The organism is Streptomyces sp. NPDC030814 (assembly GCF_055572155.1).
In genome coordinates this window covers 1-18,154 of sequence record NZ_JBVIDX010000030.1, presented here as the reverse complement: position 1 = coordinate 18,154, position 18,154 = coordinate 1, and the positions used below count along the sequence as shown (strand labels likewise).

Here is an 18,154-nt window from a genome sequence, read left to right as displayed (position 1 = left end):
GTCCCGTCGGGGGGACTCCCGGATGTGCCACCGACTGCCGGCCCGAGCCACGCGGCGATGCGGTGAGCCGGCACCCGCAGGGGCTCTACCTCGTTCCGGCCGTCACCTCGTCGTCGACGGGAATGCCCAGCCGGCCGGCCACCGCGGTGAGGGCCTTGCCCAGGGGGAGCGCGACCCGGGTGAGGGCGTGCCGGTCACCCCGGGTGGCGTCCCGGTTGACGATCAGCACCGGCGTCCCTGCCTCGGCTGCCTGACGGACGAACCGCAGCCCGGACATGACCGTCAACGAGGAGCCCAGGACCAGCAGCGAAGCCGCCTGGCGGACCAGGGTGCGGCAGTGTTCGACCCGCGGCGGCGGAACGGCTTCGCCGAAGAACACCACGTCCGGTTTGAGGATGCCGCCGCATACGGTGCAGGGCACCACGTGGAAGTCCGCGACCTGCTCGTCGGTGAGGTCGGCGTCGCCGTCCGGATTGATCGCGGCGGCCACCGGCTCGAAACCCGCGTTGGCCTCCTCCAGCCGCCGGGCGAGTTCACGGCGCGGGCTGAACGCGCCGCAGGACAGACAGACGACCCGCTCGAGACTTCCGTGAAGTTCCACGACGCCGTCGCTGCCGGCGGCCTGGTGCAGACCGTCGACGTTCTGGGTGATCACACCCGCGAGCAGACCGTGCCGCTCGAACGCGGTCACCGCCCGGTGTCCGGCGTTGGGACGGGCGCGGCCGAAGGTGCGCCAGCCGAGGTGGCTGCGCGCCCAGTACCGGCGCCGGGCCTGGGCGCCTGCGGTGAAGTCCTGGTACGTCATCGGGGTGTGCCGGCTCAGACTCCCGCCCTCGCCCCGGTAGTCGGGGATGCCCGACTCCGTCGAGATGCCCGCCCCACTGAGGACCAGCACCTCGCCGGACCCCAGGGCACTGACGACCGGTCCGAGATCCGTGGTGCCCGGCGGCAGGTCCTCGTCAGGGGACCAGCTCAGGGTGGGGCGCATACGCATGCCGCCCAGGGTACGGAACGTGCCGCCACCAGCGGTTGGAAGGCCGCGCCCACTCGGATGTCGCCTTGCCCGGTCCGCGGCCGGGGAAGGCCCGGCCGACAGCCGCTGTGCCGGCCATTGTGGTGGGGCAGAGACCCCCAGCGGGGTCAGGGTGTGCAGGAAGGGCCCTGGCGTCGCCCTGCGACGACGGCAGCGGGCTCGGACGAGCCACCGTCGCGGCCCTCCGCACGTGGCCGCCTCCCGCATGGGCAGGACGTAACGGGGCACCCGACTCCTCCCTGTCGACCAAGGGAGCTGACCCGTGATCATTGCAGCAGTTGTCGGAGTGTGTGTGGTCCTGGCCGTGCTGGCCTTCCTCGTTCCGCGTCTGTCCCGCCACCCCGAGCACGGCACCCAGCGTTCGCTCGGTGCCGGTGCGCGGGCCGGTGGCAAGGCGCCCGGTGTCCTTGGCAGGCTCTTCAGCAAGCCGTTCCGGACGAGTTCCCGCGCCGTGAGCCGCAGCGGCTCGGCCGGCCGCCGCACTCGTGGCCGCATGTCCTTCTGATCCCGGCGAAAAGGCGCTGCCGACGGCGCCCGCCCCGGTGCGGATGAGGTCTTCACGGTGGATGGCGGACCCCGTCCAGGACGGTCCGGGAGTGCGCCCCACGACACCGAGCACGCGAGCGACTGGGGGAGTGGGGCAGGGGCCTGGCCTCCCACGTCCGGCGGCGGCACGACCACCGACGAGGCCAACGTCGACGTGTCCACCTGCCACCGGCCCGAACCCGCCCCGGACACGGTCCGGCAGGCCTCCGAACCCCTGACGACGGGTCGGGCCTGACGTCCACCCGAGGGCGGGTCCCTCGACGGGCGACCGCGACGCCCGCCCGGTTGTACGGTTCTCCCGGCCGCAAGATCACGTTTTCTCGTCCGGGCGTACGAACGACAGGAGGAGACGTTCTCGATGGGCACCGTCGTGCATGTCCCGCAGACGCGGGACATGATCGGGGAGGAGCTGTCCGGGGACGAGGCGCTCACCGCGCTGCGCCGCTACGGAGGCCGCCGGCTCCTCCTCGACGCCTTTTCCCGGTTCCGCTACGCCGACGGGTTCACCAACTCCCGCTCGCTCGCCTTCCAAGTGGTCCTCGGCCTGGTGCCGTTCACCATCGCGCTGGTCGGCGTGGCCACCACCGTGCACACGGAGAGCGTAGGGCGGATCATCGAACTCACCCTGGGCCGGATCGTCCCGGGCGCCAGCGCCAACCTGGTCGAGGACGCCCTGGACGCCACCGCGCGCAGCGCCGGCTCCGGGGTCTGGAACGCCGTCGCCATGTGGCTGGGCCTGGCCTTCGCGGTGCTCAACCTCGCCTCGGCCATGGGGCAGGTGGAACGAGGCGCCAACCGCATCTACGGCATCGAACGCGACCGCCCGTTCCTGGCCAAGTACGGGCGGGCCCTGCTCCTCGCCCTCGCGGCGGGCATGCCGATGGTCCTGGGCTTCCTCGTCCTCGTCGCGGGAGACGCCGTGGGGAACGCGGTGGTGGAGGCCCTCGGCTGGTCCGAGCGCCTGCTCGACTGGTGGCGGCCCCTCCAAGTGCCCCTGGGCGTGGCGCTCGCCTGGGTCGCGTCGGCGGTGATCTTCCGCTGGGCTCCGCGCAGGGACCAACCGGGCTACACCTGGCTCGCGTTCGGCTCGGCCGTCCACCTGGTCCTGTGGATCACGGCCACCTGGCTGCTGGCACTCTATGTGGCCAAGAGTGGGTCGTTCGGTGCCGTGTACGGACCACTGACGGCGTTCGTCGCCTTGCTGCTGTGGGCCAATGTGACGGGCGTGGCGCTGTTCCTCGGCATCGCGTTCGCCGCGCAACTCGAAGCGGCCCGGGCCGGCATCACCGAGGCGGTGCGACCGGACCCGGGCCCAGGGCCGTGACCGCAGGCCCATGGCCCGGCATCGCCCGGACGTGTCCTGCCCGCCAGGATCCGGACCGGACGGGCACCAACGGATCCGGCGCCCGGCGGTAGCCGTACATCCCGGGTCCGGCCGTACGGTCGGGCGTGGCCCCGGCGCTACAGCGGCCGCGGACCGTAGTGGTCCAAGAACATCTCGACGCCACTGGTGATGAGGCGGTCGGTGAGGCTCTCGTCGATGTGCGTGCCGTAGGAGCCGAAAACCATGTGGGGGAAGACCAGCAGCGCATAGAGCTGGATGATGGCCGTCTCCAGGTCGGGGATGACCAGGCGATCCTGGTCGGCGAGGGTGCGCAGCGCCGTCGCCACCGCGGGATGGTGCCCCTCGGGTCCGTGGTGCTGCCAGGCCCTCCCCAGCTCCGGGAAGCGGTGCGCCTCGGCGGCCACGAGGTTGCGCAGGGCGGCGACCTCGTCGTTGGTGCGTACCGAGTGGACCCACGTGCGGGCCGCCTCCAGCAGGGCTGTTCGAAGATCCTCCGCCTCCGCCAGCTTTTCGAGCGCGGCGGACGCGTCCCCGGCGAGGGGCTCGTCCAGGGCGCCCGCGATGACGGCGGTGAAGAGAGCTTCCTTGCTGCCGAAGTGGTTGTAGACGGTCACCTTCGACACGCCGGCCTCGGCGGCGATGGAATCCATGCCCACACCGAAGCCCTCCCGCAGGAACAGCTTGCGGGCCGCTCGCACGATGGCCTGCCGCTTCAGCTCGGCACGGGGGCCGCTCGGGGGTTGCTTGACACCTTCCACGCTCACACCCAGGAGCCTAGCACCGCCTGAACTGAACAGTTGAGTTCACATGAACTGCACAGTACAGTTCAAGAAGATGTGGAAACCGTATCCCTCGCCCCCAAGGACCGTCATGACCCACTCCTCAGCCGGTGCGGCCCACGCTCCGGCGCACACCGATCAGGCTCCCGACCCCCGTCGCTGGGCCGCCCTGGCCCTGGTCTGCCTGGCCCAGTTCATGCTGATCCTCGACGTCACCGTGGTGAACGTCGCGCTGCCCGACATGTCCACCGACCTCGCACTCGACCGCGAGACCCTGACCTGGGTCGTCACCGCCTACACCCTCTGCTTCGGCGGGCTGATGCTCCTCGGGGGCCGTCTCGCCGACGCCCTGGGCGCCCGGCGCACCCTGCTCGCCGGACTTGCCCTGTTCACCGCCGCCTCGCTCGTCACCGGACTCGCCGACAGCGCCCCGGTCCTGCTCGGTGGACGCATCGCCCAGGGCGTCGGCGCGGCGCTGCTGTCCCCCTCCGCGCTGTCGATCGTCACGACCACCTTCCACGGCGCGGAGCGCAACAAGGCCCTCGGCGTATGGGCGGCGATCGGCGGGTCGGGCGCCGCCGCGGGGGTCCTCCTCGGCGGGATACTCACCGACGGCCCCGGCTGGCAGTGGGTCTTCTACGTCAACGTGCCCGTCGGCCTCGCGGTCATCGCCGCCGTCCCCGCGTTCATAGCGGCCCGCGCTCCGCGGCCCGCCCGGCTCGACGTTCCCGGCGCGCTGCTCGTCACCGCGGGCACCGGCGCGCTGATCTACGGACTCGTGGAAGCGGGCGACTCAGGGTGGGGGGACCCGGCCACCCTGCTGCCACTGGCCGGCGCAGCCCTGGCCTACGCCCTGTTCGCCCTGGCCGAACGGGTCGGCAGGGACCCGCTGATGGACCTGCGCATGTTCACCAGGCGGCCGGTCCTTGCCGGCGCCTTCCTGATGCTGACGGCGACCGCCCTGCTCATCGCCTACTTCTTCCTCGGCTCCGTCTACCTTCAGCATGTTCGTGAATTCAGCCCTCTGAGGACCGGGCTGGTGTTCCTGCCCGTGGCCGTCGCCACCGCCCTCGGTGCCCACTTCGGCTCCCGACTCGTCGGCGTGATCGGCAGCCGGACCACGGCTGCCGCCGGGATGACGGTCGCGGCCGCCGGGACCGTGCCGTTGACCCGCCTGTCGGACTCCGCGAGCGTGTACGGGAGCCTGCTGCCGGGCTACGTGGTCGCGTCCCTCGGAATCGGCGCGGTCTTCGTCACCGCCACCACCACGGCGCTCGCCATGATCGACCACAAGGAGGCGGGGCTGGCGTCCGGTGTCGTCAACACGTTCCACGAGGTGGGCGGTTCGATCGGCGTCGCGGTCGTCTCCACCGTCGCCGCATCCGGCATCGAGCGCGCTACGGTCGGCGGCTTCACCGACGCGTTCACGGTGTGCGCGGCGGCGGCCGCCGTCAGCGCCGTCGTGGCCCTGGCGCTGGTGCCGCGCGGCAAGCCGCAGATGACCGGTGTACCGCACGTGCACTGAGCGGCACGAGGACGCCGCCCGGTGCGCCGGCCGTGATACGACCTCGGGTGTGCGGATGCTCCCCTGCGGGCGGCCGGATCGGTGAATGCGGGCGACCGCATGGTGAAGTGGAACGCGGCGTTCCCCCTGTCGGCCGCTCAGGAGGAACGCCGACACGCGCAGCGCCTCGGGGTGGCGGTCCGCGAGCAGCCGGTCGAGGACGGCCCACGGTGTCCGGTCGTGGCGCAGCAGGTACGCGGCGAGCAGCCAGGGCCCGTCGGGACCCAGCCGGGGTAGTACGGCATCGACCACCTCGGCGTCGGCGAGGCACAGCAAGGTCCCCTCGGGCCAGGCCCACAGATGGTCACCGTGCTCCAGCAGGTCGATCGCCTCGTCGGGGGTGGCCGGCCTGGCCCTGCCGATGGACGCCTGGGCCGTCGCCGCCGGGACGGCGCCGGAGCGTGCACGCTCCAGCAACTCCGCCCATGTCAGTCCCCCGGAGGCGGCTTCGGACGCCGCCACGGTAGCGGCCAGGCCGAGCCAGGCGTCGGGGTCGGTGCCGAGTTCGGTTCTCAGCCGGCGGGCGAGCGCGGACCGCCACGCGTCGGCGAACGCGAGCCGCCGCCAGTCGTGGGGGAGCAGAAGCAGACGCCGGGCGGGTAGCAGGGTGAGCAGATCCTCGGCGGGCAACACGCCCTGCCCGTTAGGCGCGTTCGGTGTGCTGCGCCCCGGATCCGTACGTCTCGGGAAGCCGCGCGCGCACCTGCGCGAGGCTGGGCGCTTCGTACGCGCCGCCTTGCCGGGAGGCGGGGATGCCGTGGGCGGCGCACGCGAGGGCGAACCAGCGCGGGGTGGCGAGGCCGGGCGCGGATGCCGGCTCGTACTCGGTCAGCGCCCACAGCACCTCGGGATCCTTCGGCGTGGGCGCATCGTCCGGGGCCAGGGAGTACAGCAGGTCGAGCGCGGCCAGAGCGTGCACACGTTCGCTCCGGTGCAGCGCCCGCCGGGGCGGGCGTGCGGCGGCCGGCGGTCCGGGCACGGCCGCGGCCGGGGTCTCGGGCTGGGCGGGCGACTCGGGGGCCGACGGCTCGTGCTCGGCCGGCCGTTCGGGCTCGGCGACGGCCCCGGCCGAGGCCGGGCCCGCGTCTGCAACCGGCTGCACGGCTGCCCCCGCGTGCCCGGGCGACACCGCGTCGAGTGTCGCCCCGCCCTCCGGCCGCTCACTTCGGCTCGGAGACAGCGAGGTCGGTGTCACCACCACCTGCGGTTCGACCTCGGCGGCGAGCCGGTCCGGGGCAGCCTTCCCCGCCTCGGCGATCAGCTCCGCGACCGTTCCCTCATGTCCGGGCAGCAGCACATCGAGCGCCGCCCAGGCCTGCCCCCGCTCCCCGAGATGAATCTCCGTCAATGCGTTCACCTCCGCGACGGCTGCCGCGCCCAGCAGATCCCGCTCGGCGAGGCGGGCCAGCGCTGCCAGGGCGCGGGTGGCGGGGCGCGCAAGGTCGACCAGATCGACCGGGTCGAGGAGTCCTGCCGCCACCATGCCCTCCGCCCAGACGGCGGCACTGTCGTCGAGTTCCTCCTCCGCCAGGCGCCGCGAGGGTGGGGTGACGTTCCCGGCGCGGCGGCCCCCGGCCCGCCAGACGCAATCCCAGGGACGACGCTGGGACGCCTCGGTGGGCCGTCGACCGGGTCGCCGACGGCATGGGCCGCGGCGGGAGCCGCCATCCGGAAGTTGCACGACGCGCCGCTGCCACCCCGGCCCGGCCGGGCCGGCCGGAGCATCAATGCGCTGGTGGCGGAACTCGACGACGAGTGCGAGCGCCTTGTGACGAACGGCGTGCTGCCCGCGGACCTGGTCACCCGCAACGGCCAGGTCGCCGAGGCCGCGCTCCGACCGTGGACTCCGGCGTTCACTCACGGCGACCTGCATCTCGAGCATGTCTTCGTCGACGGCGACGAGGTCACGGGCATCATCGACTGGTCCGAGGCGGGCCAGGGTGATGCCTTGTACGACCTCGCCACCTTCACGCTCGGACACGAGGAGCACCTTGACGATGTCATCGCCGGCTACGGCACTGACATGGAACTCGACGTGATTTACGCGTGGTGGTCGTTGCGAAGCCTGCTGGCGGTTCGCTGGCTGGCCGAGCACGGGTTTGATCCGTTTGCTCCGGGGTGCGAGGTCGACGTGCTGAGATCTCGCATGTGAGGCCGCGCGGGCCCGGTGCTGCTGCGAATGCGTCAACCGATGCAGCAGCCGAACCTCCTTGCACGACCCAGCGGTACACGCAGGGCCGGAGCCGTGCCCACTGTCACGCCGGGCGAGGTGCGGGATGATCTGGAACCGACGGACCTGGTCCCGGCAGACCTCGTGGTCGTAGCCGCGGTCGGTGTACAGGCGCTTCTGGTGGCGCAGTGGCTGACCGACCGTGCCGCGGATCGGCGGGACGGCCTGGGGATGAGCTGGATCAGTTGGGTGACGTCGTCGCGGTTGCCGTCGATGGTGATCACGGCGAGCGGGATGCCGTGTGCCTCGACGATCAGGTGATGCTCGCTGTTGGACTTGCCCGGTCCACCGGGGACGGACCGGTGGCCGGCCCGCCCTTCATCGCGCGCATGTAGCTGGAGTCGACCGCCGTGCGGGCGAAGTCCAGCAGGTCCGCGGCCCGCAGCTCGGAGAGCGGCGGCTCGTGCAGCCGCTCACCAGACCGTGGCGACGGCTGCGGGACCCCATGCCCAGAGAGCTGTCGTGCGGCTGGGCTGCCCGACGGGATCTATGGCCGCGCGGCGTGGCCGCGGAGCCCGAGCCTTGTGATCGTGCGGCGGAGCGCGGTGCGGATCGCCTGCGTTGTCGACGGGTCGAGCGGTGCGGAGAGGTGGTCGATCTCCAGACCCGCGACGACCGAGAGAATGATCTCTGCGTCTGTCTCGGGATCGTCCGAGCCCAGCCGGGTCGCGACGTGACTGACCTGGATCTGCAACGCCTGGCGCCATGCCCTTGAGACGCGCGCGAGGTCCGGCCTACGAGTTGCTTCGATCAGGAACTCGTACTCCGCGACCAGCCTCGTCCGTGCCTCGGTCAGTCCGTGCTGGATGAACGCCGTGAGGTGCTCGGCGACGTCGTCGGCGTGGTCGCCGTCCGCCACACCCGCGAAAGCCGCGAGGACCCGGTCCGCCTCCCGGCGGGTGTGCAACTCGAACGCCTCGAGGATCAGATCGTCCTTGGTCTTGAAGTAGTAGCCGAGAGCTCCGAGCGGCAGTCCCGCTTCCGTCGCGATGGCACGCATGGAGAGCCCTGCCAGCCCTTTGTCCCCGATGACCTGCAGGGCTGCTTCAAGGATGGCCGCTTTGCGGACCCCACCGCGCTCGGTCAGTACAGGGGTGTCTCGTTGGTGGGCGGATCCGCCGGGCCGGCTCATGTCTTTCCTCGTCCTCTTCACCTGTGGGTGACCGTCGGGCGTTGCACGACGGCAGTGCATGGCGCAGTGGCCGCACGGTAGCAATCGCAGAGCAGCCCGCCTGAGCGGTGAGGCTGCCGCGGCGTACCATCTCAGGCAGAACTGGAACGAACGTACAACTCATACCGGGCTCGAATGTACAGGTTGTGAAGCCATTGCGATAACCCTCTGGGATCCCTACTGTGACGAACGTCCAACTCAGTCACGCCATCGAGCGTCCAGGGATCCGAGGGTGAGCACCACATGAACCCGACCAACGCCGACGGCCGGCCCGTCGCGATCATCACCGGGGTCGGCAGCGCGTCCGGCATCGGCTTCGCATGCGCCAAGCGGCTGGCCGACGACTTCTCGCTGCTGATCACCTCGACCACCGCGCGGATCCATGAGCGGGTGGCCGAGCTCGCGGGGAGCTGCCCCGTCAGGGGGGTCGCGGGCGATCTCACCGATCCCGGGTTCGCCGAGTCGGTGGTGGCCGAGGCGCTGGACGCATTCGGCCGGATCGACGTTCTCGTCAACAACGCCGGCATGGTCTCGGTGGCCGAGCCCGAAGACCCGTCCAGTCTCGCGACGGCATCCGACGAGCAGTGGCGTTCGGCCCTCTCGCGAAACCTCGACACCGCCTTCTACATGACCCGCGCCGCCCTCCAGCCGATGCTCAGCCGCGGGTACGGCCGGGTGGTGAACATGGCGTCGCTCTCCGGTCCGGTGATGGCCTACAAGGGCGACGTCGCCTATCACGCGGCCAAGGCCGGCCTGATCGGCCTCACCCGCTCGGCAGCCATGGACACGGCGTCGCGGGGCGTCACGGTCAACGCCGTCGCCCCCGGCTGGATCGCGACCGGGGGGCTCGACGAGCACGTCGACGCTCTCGGGGCGGCAACGCCGGTGGGTCGCGCCGGGCGTCCCGACGAGGTGGCCGCACTGGTGGCGTTCCTGACCTCGCCGGAGTCGTCCTACGTCACGGGACAGCTGTTCGTGGTGGACGGCGGCAACTCCATCCAGGAGGAGCGCGGACTGAGCTCGGCAGGCAACCCCTTGTCACTTTTCGCGCACTAACGGCTGTCCCGTAATCCCCGGCGGGCGCACGACGCCGGCTACGGCACCTCGCCGCGTTGTCGGAACGCCCGCATACATCCAGTATGCGGACGCCCCTCCGCCTTGCGATGCTCCCCCACTGCCTGAACGGCGTGGGAGGTGCCCCCAGCATCCGACGCCGTGCGCTGATCCACCGCGGATTACGGGACAGCCCTTAGCCCCTTGCATGCCCGTCTGACCTTTTTAGCCGCACTGCCCATTGCAAAGAGGAGCGAAGAATGGACCTGAACTATCTGTCGGCCGAGGAAATGCTCGGGGCGTTTCGGCGGCGCGAGCTGTCCCCGGTGGAGGTCCTGGACTCGCTGATCGAGCGGGTCTCCAAGACCAGCGAGGTCAATTCGGTGGCCGAGGAGATGTTCGACGAGGCGCACGATGTCGCGCGGGCCGCCGAGGCCAGGTACGCGGGGAAGGGCCCGGCGCCCCGGGCGCTCGAAGGTGTCCCGGTCGCGGTGAAGGAGGAGATGCCGATCGCCGGCAGGTCCCATCGCCTCGGCTCCCTGCTGACCGAGGGCACCGTCGCGACGCAGACGCAACCGATGGTCCAGCGGCTGATCGACGCCGGTGCGGTCCTGCACCTGCGGACCACGACGCCGGAGTTCTCGATCGCCGTGACCACCCACTCCGAGCTGTGGGGCGTCACACGCAATCCATGGAACCTCGACTACAGCCCCGGCGGTTCGTCGGGCGGCTCGGGTGCGGCACTGGCTGCCGGACTCGCTCCGCTGGCCACCGGCTCCGACATCGCAGGCTCCATCCGGGTGCCGTCGGCTCTGTGCGGCGTCGTCGGGTTCCGACCTCCCTACGGACGGGTGCCGTCGCTGCCGCCGCTCAGTCTCGACACCTACTGTCAGGACGGGCCGATGGCCCGTACGGTCACCGACTGTGCCCTCTTCCAGAACGTGATCGCCGGGCCTGACCCCGTCGACCACGCCTCGGTGCCGGCTGCTCCACCGCTCCCGACGGCCTTCGGTTCGTGTGCGGGCCTGAAGGTCGCGCTCGCGGTCACCATCGGTGACTTCCCTGTCGTCCCCGAGGCCGCGGCCAACATCGAGCGGTTCGCGAGCGCCCTGCGGGACGCCGGAGCCGAGGTGACCCCGGTGGAGATCCCGATCACCCGCCAGTCGATCATGATCACCGCGATGGCGCACTACGGCCTCCTCCTCGGGCCGTCCGTACGGGAGTGGGCGCCGGCTGACGACCCGAGGTGGTCCCGGAACGTCCTCGACGTCGTCGAGGCGTGCGAGGCGGCCCTGGAGAACGTCGGCGCCCTGCGGACCGTGGAGGAGGAAGGCCGTATGCATGCCGTACTCGCCGGGATATACCGCGACCACGACGCCCTCATCTGCCCGACCATGGCCACCACCGGCTATCCGGCGGACGCCACCTCCGCGGAGTCCGTGCAGCTCGCCGAGGGCGTGCGGTTCGCCAACCCCGTGAGCCAGTGTATGACCCAGCTTTTCAACATCGCGAGCCGGCATCCGGTCCTCAACGTGCCCTCAGGTCGCGCCGGTAACGGCGTGCCGACCGGGGTGCAGATCGTTGCCCGGCCGTTCGACGATCTGACAGCGTTCCGTCTCGGTGCGGCCGCCGAGGCACGTCTCGGCCTCTGGAGCGACCCGGACTGGCGTCCGAAGCTGGCCCACCATGGCTGAGACGCAACCGTCGTTCACCGACGAAGCCACGGTCGACGTCACCGTCTGCGCCGCCCCTTGCGCCGGCCCGATGTTGTCGGAGCACGACGCGACCCGCCTCCTCCGTGAGGAATGGGGAATCAACGGTCGGCTCACCGACCTGGGCAGCACGCAGGACCAGATCATGCTGGTCGAGAACGCCGGGGACGGGCGACGACACGTCCTGAGGGCGACCCTGGCCGACGGCGGTGCCGAGGCGGCCAACGCCGAACACCTGGCCATCCGTCACTTCCGGTCCCGGGATCCGGGTCTCGTGGTGCCGGAAGCCGTCCCGACGCTGCGGGACCATGACCTGGTCATGATCCACATCGCCAGGGCAGACCTTGTGGCCCGCCGCCTCACCCGCGAGAACAGCCTCTCCCGGCGCGGCCCGGCACGTCGGCCAAGCAGCAGATTCATGAGTGAACGTGTTCGGTCCGTCTGGCGTCGGTGATGCGGAAGGACAGGTGAGCGCCGTGGGGTGTGTCCTGGACCGTCAGGGTGCCTCCGTGGGCGGTGGCGATGTCGCGGGCGATGGCCAGGCCGAGTCCGGATCCGCCCGCGTCGCGGGCCCGGGCCTCGTCCAGTCGGTGGAAGCGCTGGAACACCCGCTCGCGGGAGGCGGCCGGGATGCCCGGGCCGTCGTCGATGACGTCCAGTCCGTCGGCCGTGACCTTGATGGTGATCTGGGAGGCGGCGTGACGGACCGCGTTGGCGACGAGATTGGCGACCATGCGTTCCAGGTGAGAGCGGGAGCCGGTCACGATGACATCGGACTCCAGCTCCAGCGCGATCTTCACGGGGGCCGGTCGTGCGGCGGCCTCGGCCGCCACCTGAGCCAGGTCGACGTCGGTGCCGATCAGCGGTTCGCCGCCGTCGAGTCGGGCGAGGAGCAGCAGATCACCGGTCAGCTCCTTGATGCGGGCCACGTCGGTCAGGGCCTCGGTGACGAGGTCGGGTGCCTGCGTCATCCCGAGTTCGAGTCGGGCGCTCAGCGTGGCGACGGGGTTGCGCAGTTCGTGGGCGGCGTCGGCGACGAACTGCTTGTGCCGCTCGACCGCGGACTCCAGCTGGCCCAGGGTGACGTTCATGGTCCGGGCCAGGCGTGCCACCTCGTCGCGGGTGACGGGCTCGGGCACCCGCCGGTGGAGGTTCTTGGCGGTGATGTCGGCGAAGGTGGCCCTGATCGATTCCACGGGGGCCAGCACCCGGCCCATCAACTGCCATGTCATGACGGCCATCAGCACCACCAGCGCCGGGACACCCACCAGGAGCAACTGCTCAAGCATGTCGAGGGCATTGCGGACGGGGGCGAGCGAGACACGGGCCTTCACCGTCACCGGGCCGTCGGCGGTGTCCACGACCGTGCTGGCGGTCGCGTACCCGTCGGCCAGGACCACCTTCTCCCCGCCCGTGCCGGCGCCGTGCTCGCTCTTCTCCGGCGTCGGCTCCGCGCTGCCCTCCTCGCCGGGTGGAGCCGCGTCGAGGGGCGGGTCCTCCTTGAGGGCGGCGGCACTGGCCCTGACCTTTCGGGCGGCCTCGTCGGCGACGCCGCCTTCCAGGCTGTCGTGCATCGTGATGATCAGCACGAGGGAGGCCGCGGTCAGTACCGTGGCGACGATGACGGACGCGGCCAGGGTCACCCGCATCCGCACCGACAGCCGGTTCACGGAAGCTCCAGAAGATAGCCGCTGCCTCGCACGGTCGTCAGGGTGCGGACCGCGAACGGTGCGTCGATCTTGCGGCGCAGGGCACTGATGTATACCTCGACGATGTTGGGATCGCCTACGAAGGCGAAGTCCCAGGCGTGCTGGAGCAGTTCCGTCTTGGTGACCACTTGGCCGGCCCGGCGGGCCAGTAGGTGCAGCACCGCGAACTCCTTGGGAGTGAGCGCGATGTGGACGCCGCCGCGCCGGGCGCACGCCGCCGCCGGGTCCACCTGCAGATCGCCCACCTCGATGACGGCGGGCCGTTCCTGAGCCCCGCGGCGGACGAGGGCCCGCAGCCGCGCCAGCAGCACCGCGAAGGAGAACGGTTTGGCCAGGTAGTCGTCCGCGCCGCTGTCCAGCGACTGGACCTCGTCGAGTTCACCGTCCATCGCGGTGAGCATCATGATCGGTGTCCAGTTGCCGGATTCGCGCAACTTCCGGCACACGGCGAAGCCGTTGAGGCCCGGCAGCATCACGTCCAGCACGATCGCGTCGTACCGGTGCTCACCGGCCATCCAGATGGCCTCGGCTCCGTCACCGACCACGTCCACGGCGAAACCCTTGTCCACCAGTCCGGACTTGATGACGTCGGCGAGTCGTTGTTCGTCCTCGACCAGAAGCAGGCGCATCCGCTCAGTTTCCGCCATCCGAGCTGAAAAAATCCTGAAGACGGCCTTCAGAAGCGTTTCAGGCATCGCCCGGCACGCTTGCCGCCATGAACACGACCACCCCGTGCTTCCGCGTCAGGCGTCTGACGACGGCCGCCGCGCTCGCCGCCCTTGTGCTCACCGGATGCGGGACCAGCACGGCCGCCTTGGCCCCGGACCGGAACAGCCCCACGGCGAAGGCCGTCTCCGAAATATGCGCGGCTTCCACGCAGCGAAACGGCATCGTGCACTGCACGAAACTCTTTCCGGGAAAGAAGCCGATCCGGCTGCCGAGCGACCCGTCCGGCACACAGCGCTTCGGAGCCCTCAAGCGCGGCGGAACGAAGTTCCACACTCGCGGCGGCGATCTGCCGCTCGCCGTCGCCGTCGCCAGGCAACTGAAAGCGGACGCCGATGTAGGCCGTACCGCCTACGCGAACACGATCTACCTCGCGACGATCTCCAAAGGCACCGTCACCAAGATCAAACCGGTCGCGGACATCGAGGAGAACGCCGTCCTTCGTGCCGCCTTCGCCGGCCGGGCCATGGAGGGCACCATCGGTGTCCGCACCCGACAGGGCGACTACGCCTCCCGCGCAACCCTCCCCGTCCGTCTCGCATTCGCCAAGTCACCGGTCCACGGGGAACTGACCGGCAAGATCAGCAACGCGACCATGGCCGTCCGAAGCGCCAAGGGCTCCTGCTTCGCCCCACTCAACCGCACCAAGGCGAATCCTCTTGTCGGAGAGTTCACCGCCAAGATCGCCCTTGAGCGGGTCTCCTCCATGCACGCGGCGTTCGACGACGAACTCCTCCTCAAGTGGTCCGGCGGCGCGAGCAACATGGGCCACGCGTACTACCCGAGCATCGCGACCCTGCTCGGCGGGGATCCGCTCGGCCGGACCTGGGAGACACTGCTCCACGGGACACCGTCGGCCGGCCCGCCCGTCAACCTCCGCCTCGTCAGCGGCGGCGGTGGAACCTGCTGACACCATGACCGGACAACCGTCCCGCCCCTACGGCACCCCCACCGCACCCCGCGTGGCCGTCTGCGGCGAAGCCCACCTCGAAGTCGACCCCGACCTCGCCCGTATCGGCATCACCGTCACCGCCCGCGGCACCGATCGAGGCGACACCCTCGGCGACCTCACCCGCCGGAACACCGCCGCCCTCGACCTCGTCAGAAGCTTCGGCGACATCGTCGAACGCCTTGAGACCGGCACGCTGGCCATCACTCCCCAACTCACGGAACGCGGCCGCCGCGAACGCGTCCGCGCCTACCATGGCCACGTCCGCACCACCGCCGAACTCACCGACTTCACCGCCCTCGGCGAACTCACCACCCGCCTCGCCCAACTCGACCTCACCAGCGTCGACGGTCCCTGGTGGGCCCTGCGCCCCGACTCACCCGTCCACCGCGCAGCACACCGCACCGCCGTCCACGACGCCGTCCGCCGCGCCCGCGCATACGCCGAAGCCCTAGACGCCACACTTGTCGCCCTCGTCGAGCTCTCCGACAGCAGCCTCAACGCCCCGGTGTCAGCCGATTACGGCCCGTACGGTGCTGTCAGCACCGAGGGCCTCGACGGAGCCGAACCGCCGGACGCCCTCCACCTGCAACCCGCACGACAGATCGTCACCGCCCAAGTCGAAGCCCATTTCGTCATGACCCCACCACGACTGTGACCGAAGCCGCTCCGCTCTCCTGCGCACACAAAAGGGCCGCCCTGTGCAAGACCACACAGGAGGCACTCACGCCGCCGGTCAGGTGGTCGAGATGGGCAAGCACCGTACGTCCTGCGGCACCGGAGTTGCTCTCGGTCACGGCCCCGGTGGGGGAGCGCGGAGGTGTGACCCGCGATGCGCGGAGGACGTCAGCCCGGAGGAGATGGAACGCGGGTTGGTGGCAGACCGGTGGACGGGCAGACCGCCACGCTGTGCGGTCCGTGCCACCGCAGCGTGCCGGGGCCGTGGTCGCCCGTCCGGCGCTGTCCCGGAACTGCGCCACCTGCGCTTCGCCCAGCGGCCGGCGCCGACGTCCGGGCGGGCCATTCGGCCACCTTGAGTGTCTGGTTGCCGGCCCGAATGCCGAATGCCGAATGCCGAATGCCGTAGGCGACCTGGGTGAAGTTCGTGCCGTCGGTGCTGGTGGAGATGAGAAGGCGTCCTGGAGGTGGCGCAGCCGCTCGCAGTGAGATCGAGGGCTCCATGGCGGTGCGGCGCTTTTCAGGGCCCGCAGCGCCGTCCTGTCGAGGGCCGACAGGGGCTCGGAGTCGGAGTCCGGGAAGGAGATGAGGAACTGCTCGGGCATCTCGGTGCCGGGGCGGAGCGAGGGGGCGTCCCACCCCGGCCGGGTCTCATCGGATGTGCTTTGCCGGCTTGGTGGCGGCGTTGAGGAGGTATTCCAGGGGGCCTCGGCGGAAGAAGCGGGACCAGATCGCGGCGAACACGGTCGCCCCGAGGACGAACATGATCAGCGGCACCCATGATTGCTGGGTGCCGGTCCCGGTGGGCACGGACAGCGCGGACTGGCCGAGGAAGTGGCCGACGTAGGCGGTCAGGGACATGGTGCCCACGGCGATGACCGGCTTCGCCAGACGGCGCAGTCGGGGCAGGCGGTCCATCAGCACGGTCGCGCCCACGATCACGAGGATCGCGACGCCCACGCTGCCGATGATGTCGAAGGTGGTCCCGCTGTGCGGCCCGGCCGCCAGGAGCGACGACGCCGGCATATCGGGGAACGACCCCCCGTCCGGGGGCATCGAACCGCTGGCGGGGGGCATCGCCCCGGAGCTGCCGGACGACGACCCGTCTTCCGCCGTGCTTCTCAACGCGCCCGATCCGGCGAGCAGCAGGGACATGCTGTAGGCGGCCGCGGTGAGGGAGGCGCCGAGCGCGGCCAGGCGCTTCTGAACGGTGCCGGAGGACAGGTCGAGGCGGCCCAGTGCCATGCCCGCAATCACGAACGACATCCAGGTGAGCGCCGGGTAGAAGCCGGTGAGCAGCAGGTCGAGCACTCCCACCTCGCTGAGGCGGCGGAGCGGGTCGTAGGCGTTGATGCTCTCCTGGACCGACGACGTCAGCAGCGAGGTCAGGAAGAACGCCAACTGCGGTGTGACCAGGGCGAACGCGGCCGCGATGATCGCGAGCGTCCTGGCACGCAGTCGTACCAGGGGCAGGGCGAGCAGGAAGTAGACCCCGTAGAAGCCGAGGATGATCACTCCCCCGTACTCCATCGCCAGCACGGTGCCCAGCACCAGCAGGACCACAGCCCGGATCGCGATCCGGGCCCTCGCCTGCCGGCCCGCCAGGCCCGTCTTCGGCTCGCGGCGGCCGGCGATCAGCATCAGCGAGAACCCGGCGAGAGTGGCGAACAGGACCGACGAGTGGCCATCCGCCATGTAGCGGATCCAGCTCGCCACGCCGGTCGTGGCGGACAGCGGGGGGCCGATGTGCACGACGTACATGCCGAACACCGCCAGCGCGCGGGCCAGGTCCACCCCGACGAGACGTCCCATCGAGGGACCGGCCGAGGCCGGCACGGCGGAGTCGGGGGAGGTCCGGGGCGGCGGAGGTGAGTTCTCCGGGAGAGCTGACGTCTCCTGCGGCGGCTGCGTCTGTGTCATACGGCAAACCTCGCGCGGAGCTCAGGGGCGGGCCATCCGGCAGGCTTCGGTAACGCCCCCGCCGACCGGCGGGTACCGCCCTGCCGACCGGTGGAACCTCGTCCCCGGCTCGGTCCGGTACGACCGGGCGGTGGTCTTGTCCAGCCACTCGGCGGGGGTGGACCCGACGGTTGCCGGATGGGTGCGGGGCGGCCGGGCTTCCAGGGTGGAGGCATGACACACCGTGCGCGGCACAAGGAGCCCGACACCTCCCTCCCCTCACCAGCTGACGAACCGGGGCGTGACGTGGTCCCTCGCAGGGGCGAATTCCTGGAGTTCCTCGGCCTGGTGCTGGCTGCGGGCGCCCTCGTCCTGGTCGTCGTACGCCCTGAGGTACCCGAAGCGTTGGTGCGCGCCCTTTCCTCGGGCACAGCCGGACTCGTCCGCTGAGCCGGCACACGATCACGCCCGGTCCGCACGGCACCGTCCATGCGGGTGCCGGGCGGACCGCACAAGGAAGGAATGTTGTGAACACCGCATCCGCCCCGGCGAAGGATGAGACGTCCCTGTCTGCCTGGGAGACGGTCAGGACGCTGTAACGCGTAGTCCGGCCCCCACCGTTGGGCCGTTGCCCTTGGTCTGTTGTGTGCCCTGTTGGGGCCCCGGGGGCGTTGTTGCAGCCGTTGGCCACGAAGGCGCTGGTGGACCGGATGGCGTCCGGTGGGACGATCACCGGGATCCTGATCGGGCTCACCGTGCT

The 18,154-nt window shown here is 70.8% G+C and carries 18 protein-coding genes and 2 pseudogenes; 13 read left to right on the top strand and 7 right to left on the bottom strand.

Translation table 11 applies throughout. From position 1 onward, the window contains the following. Window positions 1–85 precede the first annotated feature (85 nt). The gene (locus ACZ43N_RS37175) at window positions 86–994 is read right to left on the bottom strand and encodes an NAD-dependent protein deacetylase (RefSeq protein ID WP_468103545.1); all 909 of its coding nucleotides are present in this window, start codon (window positions 992–994) and stop codon (window positions 86–88) included. Between the two features lie 301 nt (window positions 995–1,295). On the opposite strand from ACZ43N_RS37175, the gene ACZ43N_RS37170 reads away from it, so the two are divergent. Together ACZ43N_RS37170 and ACZ43N_RS37165 are read left to right on the top strand one after the other, a co-directional pair. After that, window positions 1,296–1,538, top strand: a complete 243-nt coding sequence (locus ACZ43N_RS37170) for a DUF6411 family protein (protein WP_468103543.1) — start codon at window positions 1,296–1,298, stop codon at window positions 1,536–1,538. Between the two features lie 399 nt (window positions 1,539–1,937). After that, a complete protein-coding gene (locus ACZ43N_RS37165; protein ID WP_468103542.1) occupies window positions 1,938–2,903 on the top strand; it encodes a YihY/virulence factor BrkB family protein in 966 nt (321 codons plus the stop codon). 137 nt (window positions 2,904–3,040) lie between these two features. Here ACZ43N_RS37165 and ACZ43N_RS37160 read toward each other — a convergent pair whose 3' ends face one another. Further along, window positions 3,041–3,688, bottom strand: a complete 648-nt coding sequence (locus ACZ43N_RS37160; protein WP_468103540.1) for a TetR/AcrR family transcriptional regulator — start codon at window positions 3,686–3,688, stop codon at window positions 3,041–3,043. Window positions 3,689–3,794: 106 nt separating this feature from the next. On the opposite strand from ACZ43N_RS37160, the gene ACZ43N_RS37155 reads away from it, so the two are divergent. Continuing rightward, window positions 3,795–5,228, top strand: a complete 1,434-nt coding sequence (locus tag ACZ43N_RS37155) for an MFS transporter (protein ID WP_468103539.1) — start codon at window positions 3,795–3,797, stop codon at window positions 5,226–5,228. Between the two features lie 99 nt (window positions 5,229–5,327). Continuing rightward, a complete protein-coding gene (locus ACZ43N_RS37150) occupies window positions 5,328–5,504 on the top strand; it encodes a hypothetical protein (protein WP_468103538.1) in 177 nt (58 codons plus the stop codon). A 406-nt stretch (window positions 5,505–5,910) separates the two neighbouring features. Here ACZ43N_RS37150 and ACZ43N_RS37145 read toward each other — a convergent pair whose 3' ends face one another. After that, complete coding sequence (locus tag ACZ43N_RS37145; protein ID WP_468103706.1) at window positions 5,911–6,750, bottom strand: hypothetical protein; 840 nt, start codon at window positions 6,748–6,750, stop codon at window positions 5,911–5,913. A 102-nt stretch (window positions 6,751–6,852) separates the two neighbouring features. Between ACZ43N_RS37145 and ACZ43N_RS37140 the strand changes: the two are divergent. Both ACZ43N_RS37140 and ACZ43N_RS37135 read left to right on the top strand, forming a co-directional pair. Continuing rightward, window positions 6,853–7,419 (top strand): annotated as a pseudogene (locus ACZ43N_RS37140) (phosphotransferase); the annotation flags it as partial. A 93-nt stretch (window positions 7,420–7,512) separates the two neighbouring features. Continuing rightward, on the top strand, window positions 7,513–7,758 hold the full coding sequence (locus ACZ43N_RS37135; RefSeq protein WP_468103537.1) for a hypothetical protein: 246 nt from the start codon (window positions 7,513–7,515) through the stop codon (window positions 7,756–7,758). 226 nt (window positions 7,759–7,984) lie between these two features. Here the strand turns inward: ACZ43N_RS37135 and ACZ43N_RS37130 are convergent, their stop codons facing one another. Next, the gene (locus ACZ43N_RS37130) at window positions 7,985–8,629 is read right to left on the bottom strand and encodes a TetR/AcrR family transcriptional regulator (protein ID WP_468103535.1); all 645 of its coding nucleotides are present in this window, start codon (window positions 8,627–8,629) and stop codon (window positions 7,985–7,987) included. Between the two features lie 282 nt (window positions 8,630–8,911). Here ACZ43N_RS37130 and ACZ43N_RS37125 point away from each other — a divergent pair, with 282 nt between their 5' ends. The 3 genes from ACZ43N_RS37125 (at window position 8,912) to ACZ43N_RS37115 (ending at window position 11,887) form a co-directional block, all read left to right on the top strand. Then, complete coding sequence (locus ACZ43N_RS37125; protein WP_468103533.1) at window positions 8,912–9,724, top strand: SDR family NAD(P)-dependent oxidoreductase; 813 nt, start codon at window positions 8,912–8,914, stop codon at window positions 9,722–9,724. A gap of 257 nt (window positions 9,725–9,981) precedes the next feature. After that, on the top strand, window positions 9,982–11,415 hold the full coding sequence (locus tag ACZ43N_RS37120) for an amidase (protein WP_468103532.1): 1,434 nt from the start codon (window positions 9,982–9,984) through the stop codon (window positions 11,413–11,415). Further along, a complete protein-coding gene (locus ACZ43N_RS37115) occupies window positions 11,408–11,887 on the top strand; it encodes a hypothetical protein (RefSeq protein ID WP_468103531.1) in 480 nt (159 codons plus the stop codon). Before ACZ43N_RS37120 ends, ACZ43N_RS37115 begins: the two co-directional genes overlap by 8 nt. Here ACZ43N_RS37115 and ACZ43N_RS37110 read toward each other — a convergent pair. Continuing rightward, window positions 11,850–13,103, bottom strand: coding sequence for a sensor histidine kinase (locus ACZ43N_RS37110; RefSeq protein WP_468103529.1), 1,254 nt, complete (start codon window positions 13,101–13,103; stop codon window positions 11,850–11,852). The genes ACZ43N_RS37115 and ACZ43N_RS37110 overlap by 38 nt on opposite strands. After that, the gene (locus tag ACZ43N_RS37105; protein ID WP_468103528.1) at window positions 13,100–13,771 is read right to left on the bottom strand and encodes a response regulator transcription factor; all 672 of its coding nucleotides are present in this window, start codon (window positions 13,769–13,771) and stop codon (window positions 13,100–13,102) included. Before ACZ43N_RS37105 ends, ACZ43N_RS37110 begins: the two co-directional genes overlap by 4 nt. Before the next feature lie 86 nt (window positions 13,772–13,857). On the opposite strand from ACZ43N_RS37105, the gene ACZ43N_RS37100 reads away from it, so the two are divergent. Continuing rightward, window positions 13,858–14,778, top strand: coding sequence for a hypothetical protein (locus ACZ43N_RS37100; protein ID WP_468103527.1), 921 nt, complete (start codon window positions 13,858–13,860; stop codon window positions 14,776–14,778). A 4-nt stretch (window positions 14,779–14,782) separates the two neighbouring features. Further along, window positions 14,783–15,475, top strand: coding sequence for an SIMPL domain-containing protein (locus ACZ43N_RS37095; RefSeq protein WP_468103525.1), 693 nt, complete (start codon window positions 14,783–14,785; stop codon window positions 15,473–15,475). Between the two features lie 671 nt (window positions 15,476–16,146). On the opposite strand, the gene ACZ43N_RS37090 is transcribed toward ACZ43N_RS37095, so the two are convergent. Then, window positions 16,147–17,415 carry a DUF418 domain-containing protein gene (locus ACZ43N_RS37090; RefSeq protein WP_468103524.1) on the bottom strand — a complete coding sequence of 423 codons (1,269 nt, stop codon included), beginning with the start codon at window positions 17,413–17,415 and terminating at the stop codon, window positions 16,147–16,149. Between the two features lie 213 nt (window positions 17,416–17,628). On the opposite strand from ACZ43N_RS37090, the gene ACZ43N_RS37085 reads away from it, so the two are divergent. After that, complete coding sequence (locus tag ACZ43N_RS37085) at window positions 17,629–17,844, top strand: hypothetical protein (RefSeq protein WP_468103522.1); 216 nt, start codon at window positions 17,629–17,631, stop codon at window positions 17,842–17,844. 77 nt (window positions 17,845–17,921) lie between these two features. Further along, a pseudogene (locus tag ACZ43N_RS37080) lies at window positions 17,922–18,154 on the top strand (ABC transporter ATP-binding protein); the annotation flags it as partial.

Excerpts from the sequence above, each read along its gene's own strand:
- ACZ43N_RS37165 (WP_468103542.1), top strand. The coding sequence starts at position 1,938 with ATGGGCACCGTCGTGCATGTCCCGCAGACGCGGGACATGATCGGGGAG.
- ACZ43N_RS37145 (WP_468103706.1), bottom strand. The coding sequence starts at position 6,750 with ATGGTGGCGGCAGGACTCCTCGACCCGGTCGATCTGGTCGACCTTGCG.
- ACZ43N_RS37155 (WP_468103539.1), top strand. The coding sequence starts at position 3,795 with ATGACCCACTCCTCAGCCGGTGCGGCCCACGCTCCGGCGCACACCGAT.
- ACZ43N_RS37115 (WP_468103531.1), top strand. The coding sequence starts at position 11,408 with ATGGCTGAGACGCAACCGTCGTTCACCGACGAAGCCACGGTCGACGTC.
- ACZ43N_RS37130 (WP_468103535.1), bottom strand. The coding sequence starts at position 8,629 with ATGAGCCGGCCCGGCGGATCCGCCCACCAACGAGACACCCCTGTACTG.
- ACZ43N_RS37085 (WP_468103522.1), top strand. The coding sequence starts at position 17,629 with ATGACACACCGTGCGCGGCACAAGGAGCCCGACACCTCCCTCCCCTCA.
- ACZ43N_RS37095 (WP_468103525.1), top strand. The coding sequence starts at position 14,783 with ATGACCGGACAACCGTCCCGCCCCTACGGCACCCCCACCGCACCCCGC.
- ACZ43N_RS37175 (WP_468103545.1), bottom strand. The coding sequence starts at position 994 with ATGCGTATGCGCCCCACCCTGAGCTGGTCCCCTGACGAGGACCTGCCG.
- ACZ43N_RS37125 (WP_468103533.1), top strand. The coding sequence starts at position 8,912 with ATGAACCCGACCAACGCCGACGGCCGGCCCGTCGCGATCATCACCGGG.
- ACZ43N_RS37090 (WP_468103524.1), bottom strand. The coding sequence starts at position 17,415 with ATGACACAGACGCAGCCGCCGCAGGAGACGTCAGCTCTCCCGGAGAAC.
- ACZ43N_RS37120 (WP_468103532.1), top strand. The coding sequence starts at position 9,982 with ATGGACCTGAACTATCTGTCGGCCGAGGAAATGCTCGGGGCGTTTCGG.
- ACZ43N_RS37100 (WP_468103527.1), top strand. The coding sequence starts at position 13,858 with ATGAACACGACCACCCCGTGCTTCCGCGTCAGGCGTCTGACGACGGCC.
- ACZ43N_RS37150 (WP_468103538.1), top strand. The coding sequence starts at position 5,328 with ATGGTGAAGTGGAACGCGGCGTTCCCCCTGTCGGCCGCTCAGGAGGAA.
- ACZ43N_RS37105 (WP_468103528.1), bottom strand. The coding sequence starts at position 13,771 with ATGCGCCTGCTTCTGGTCGAGGACGAACAACGACTCGCCGACGTCATC.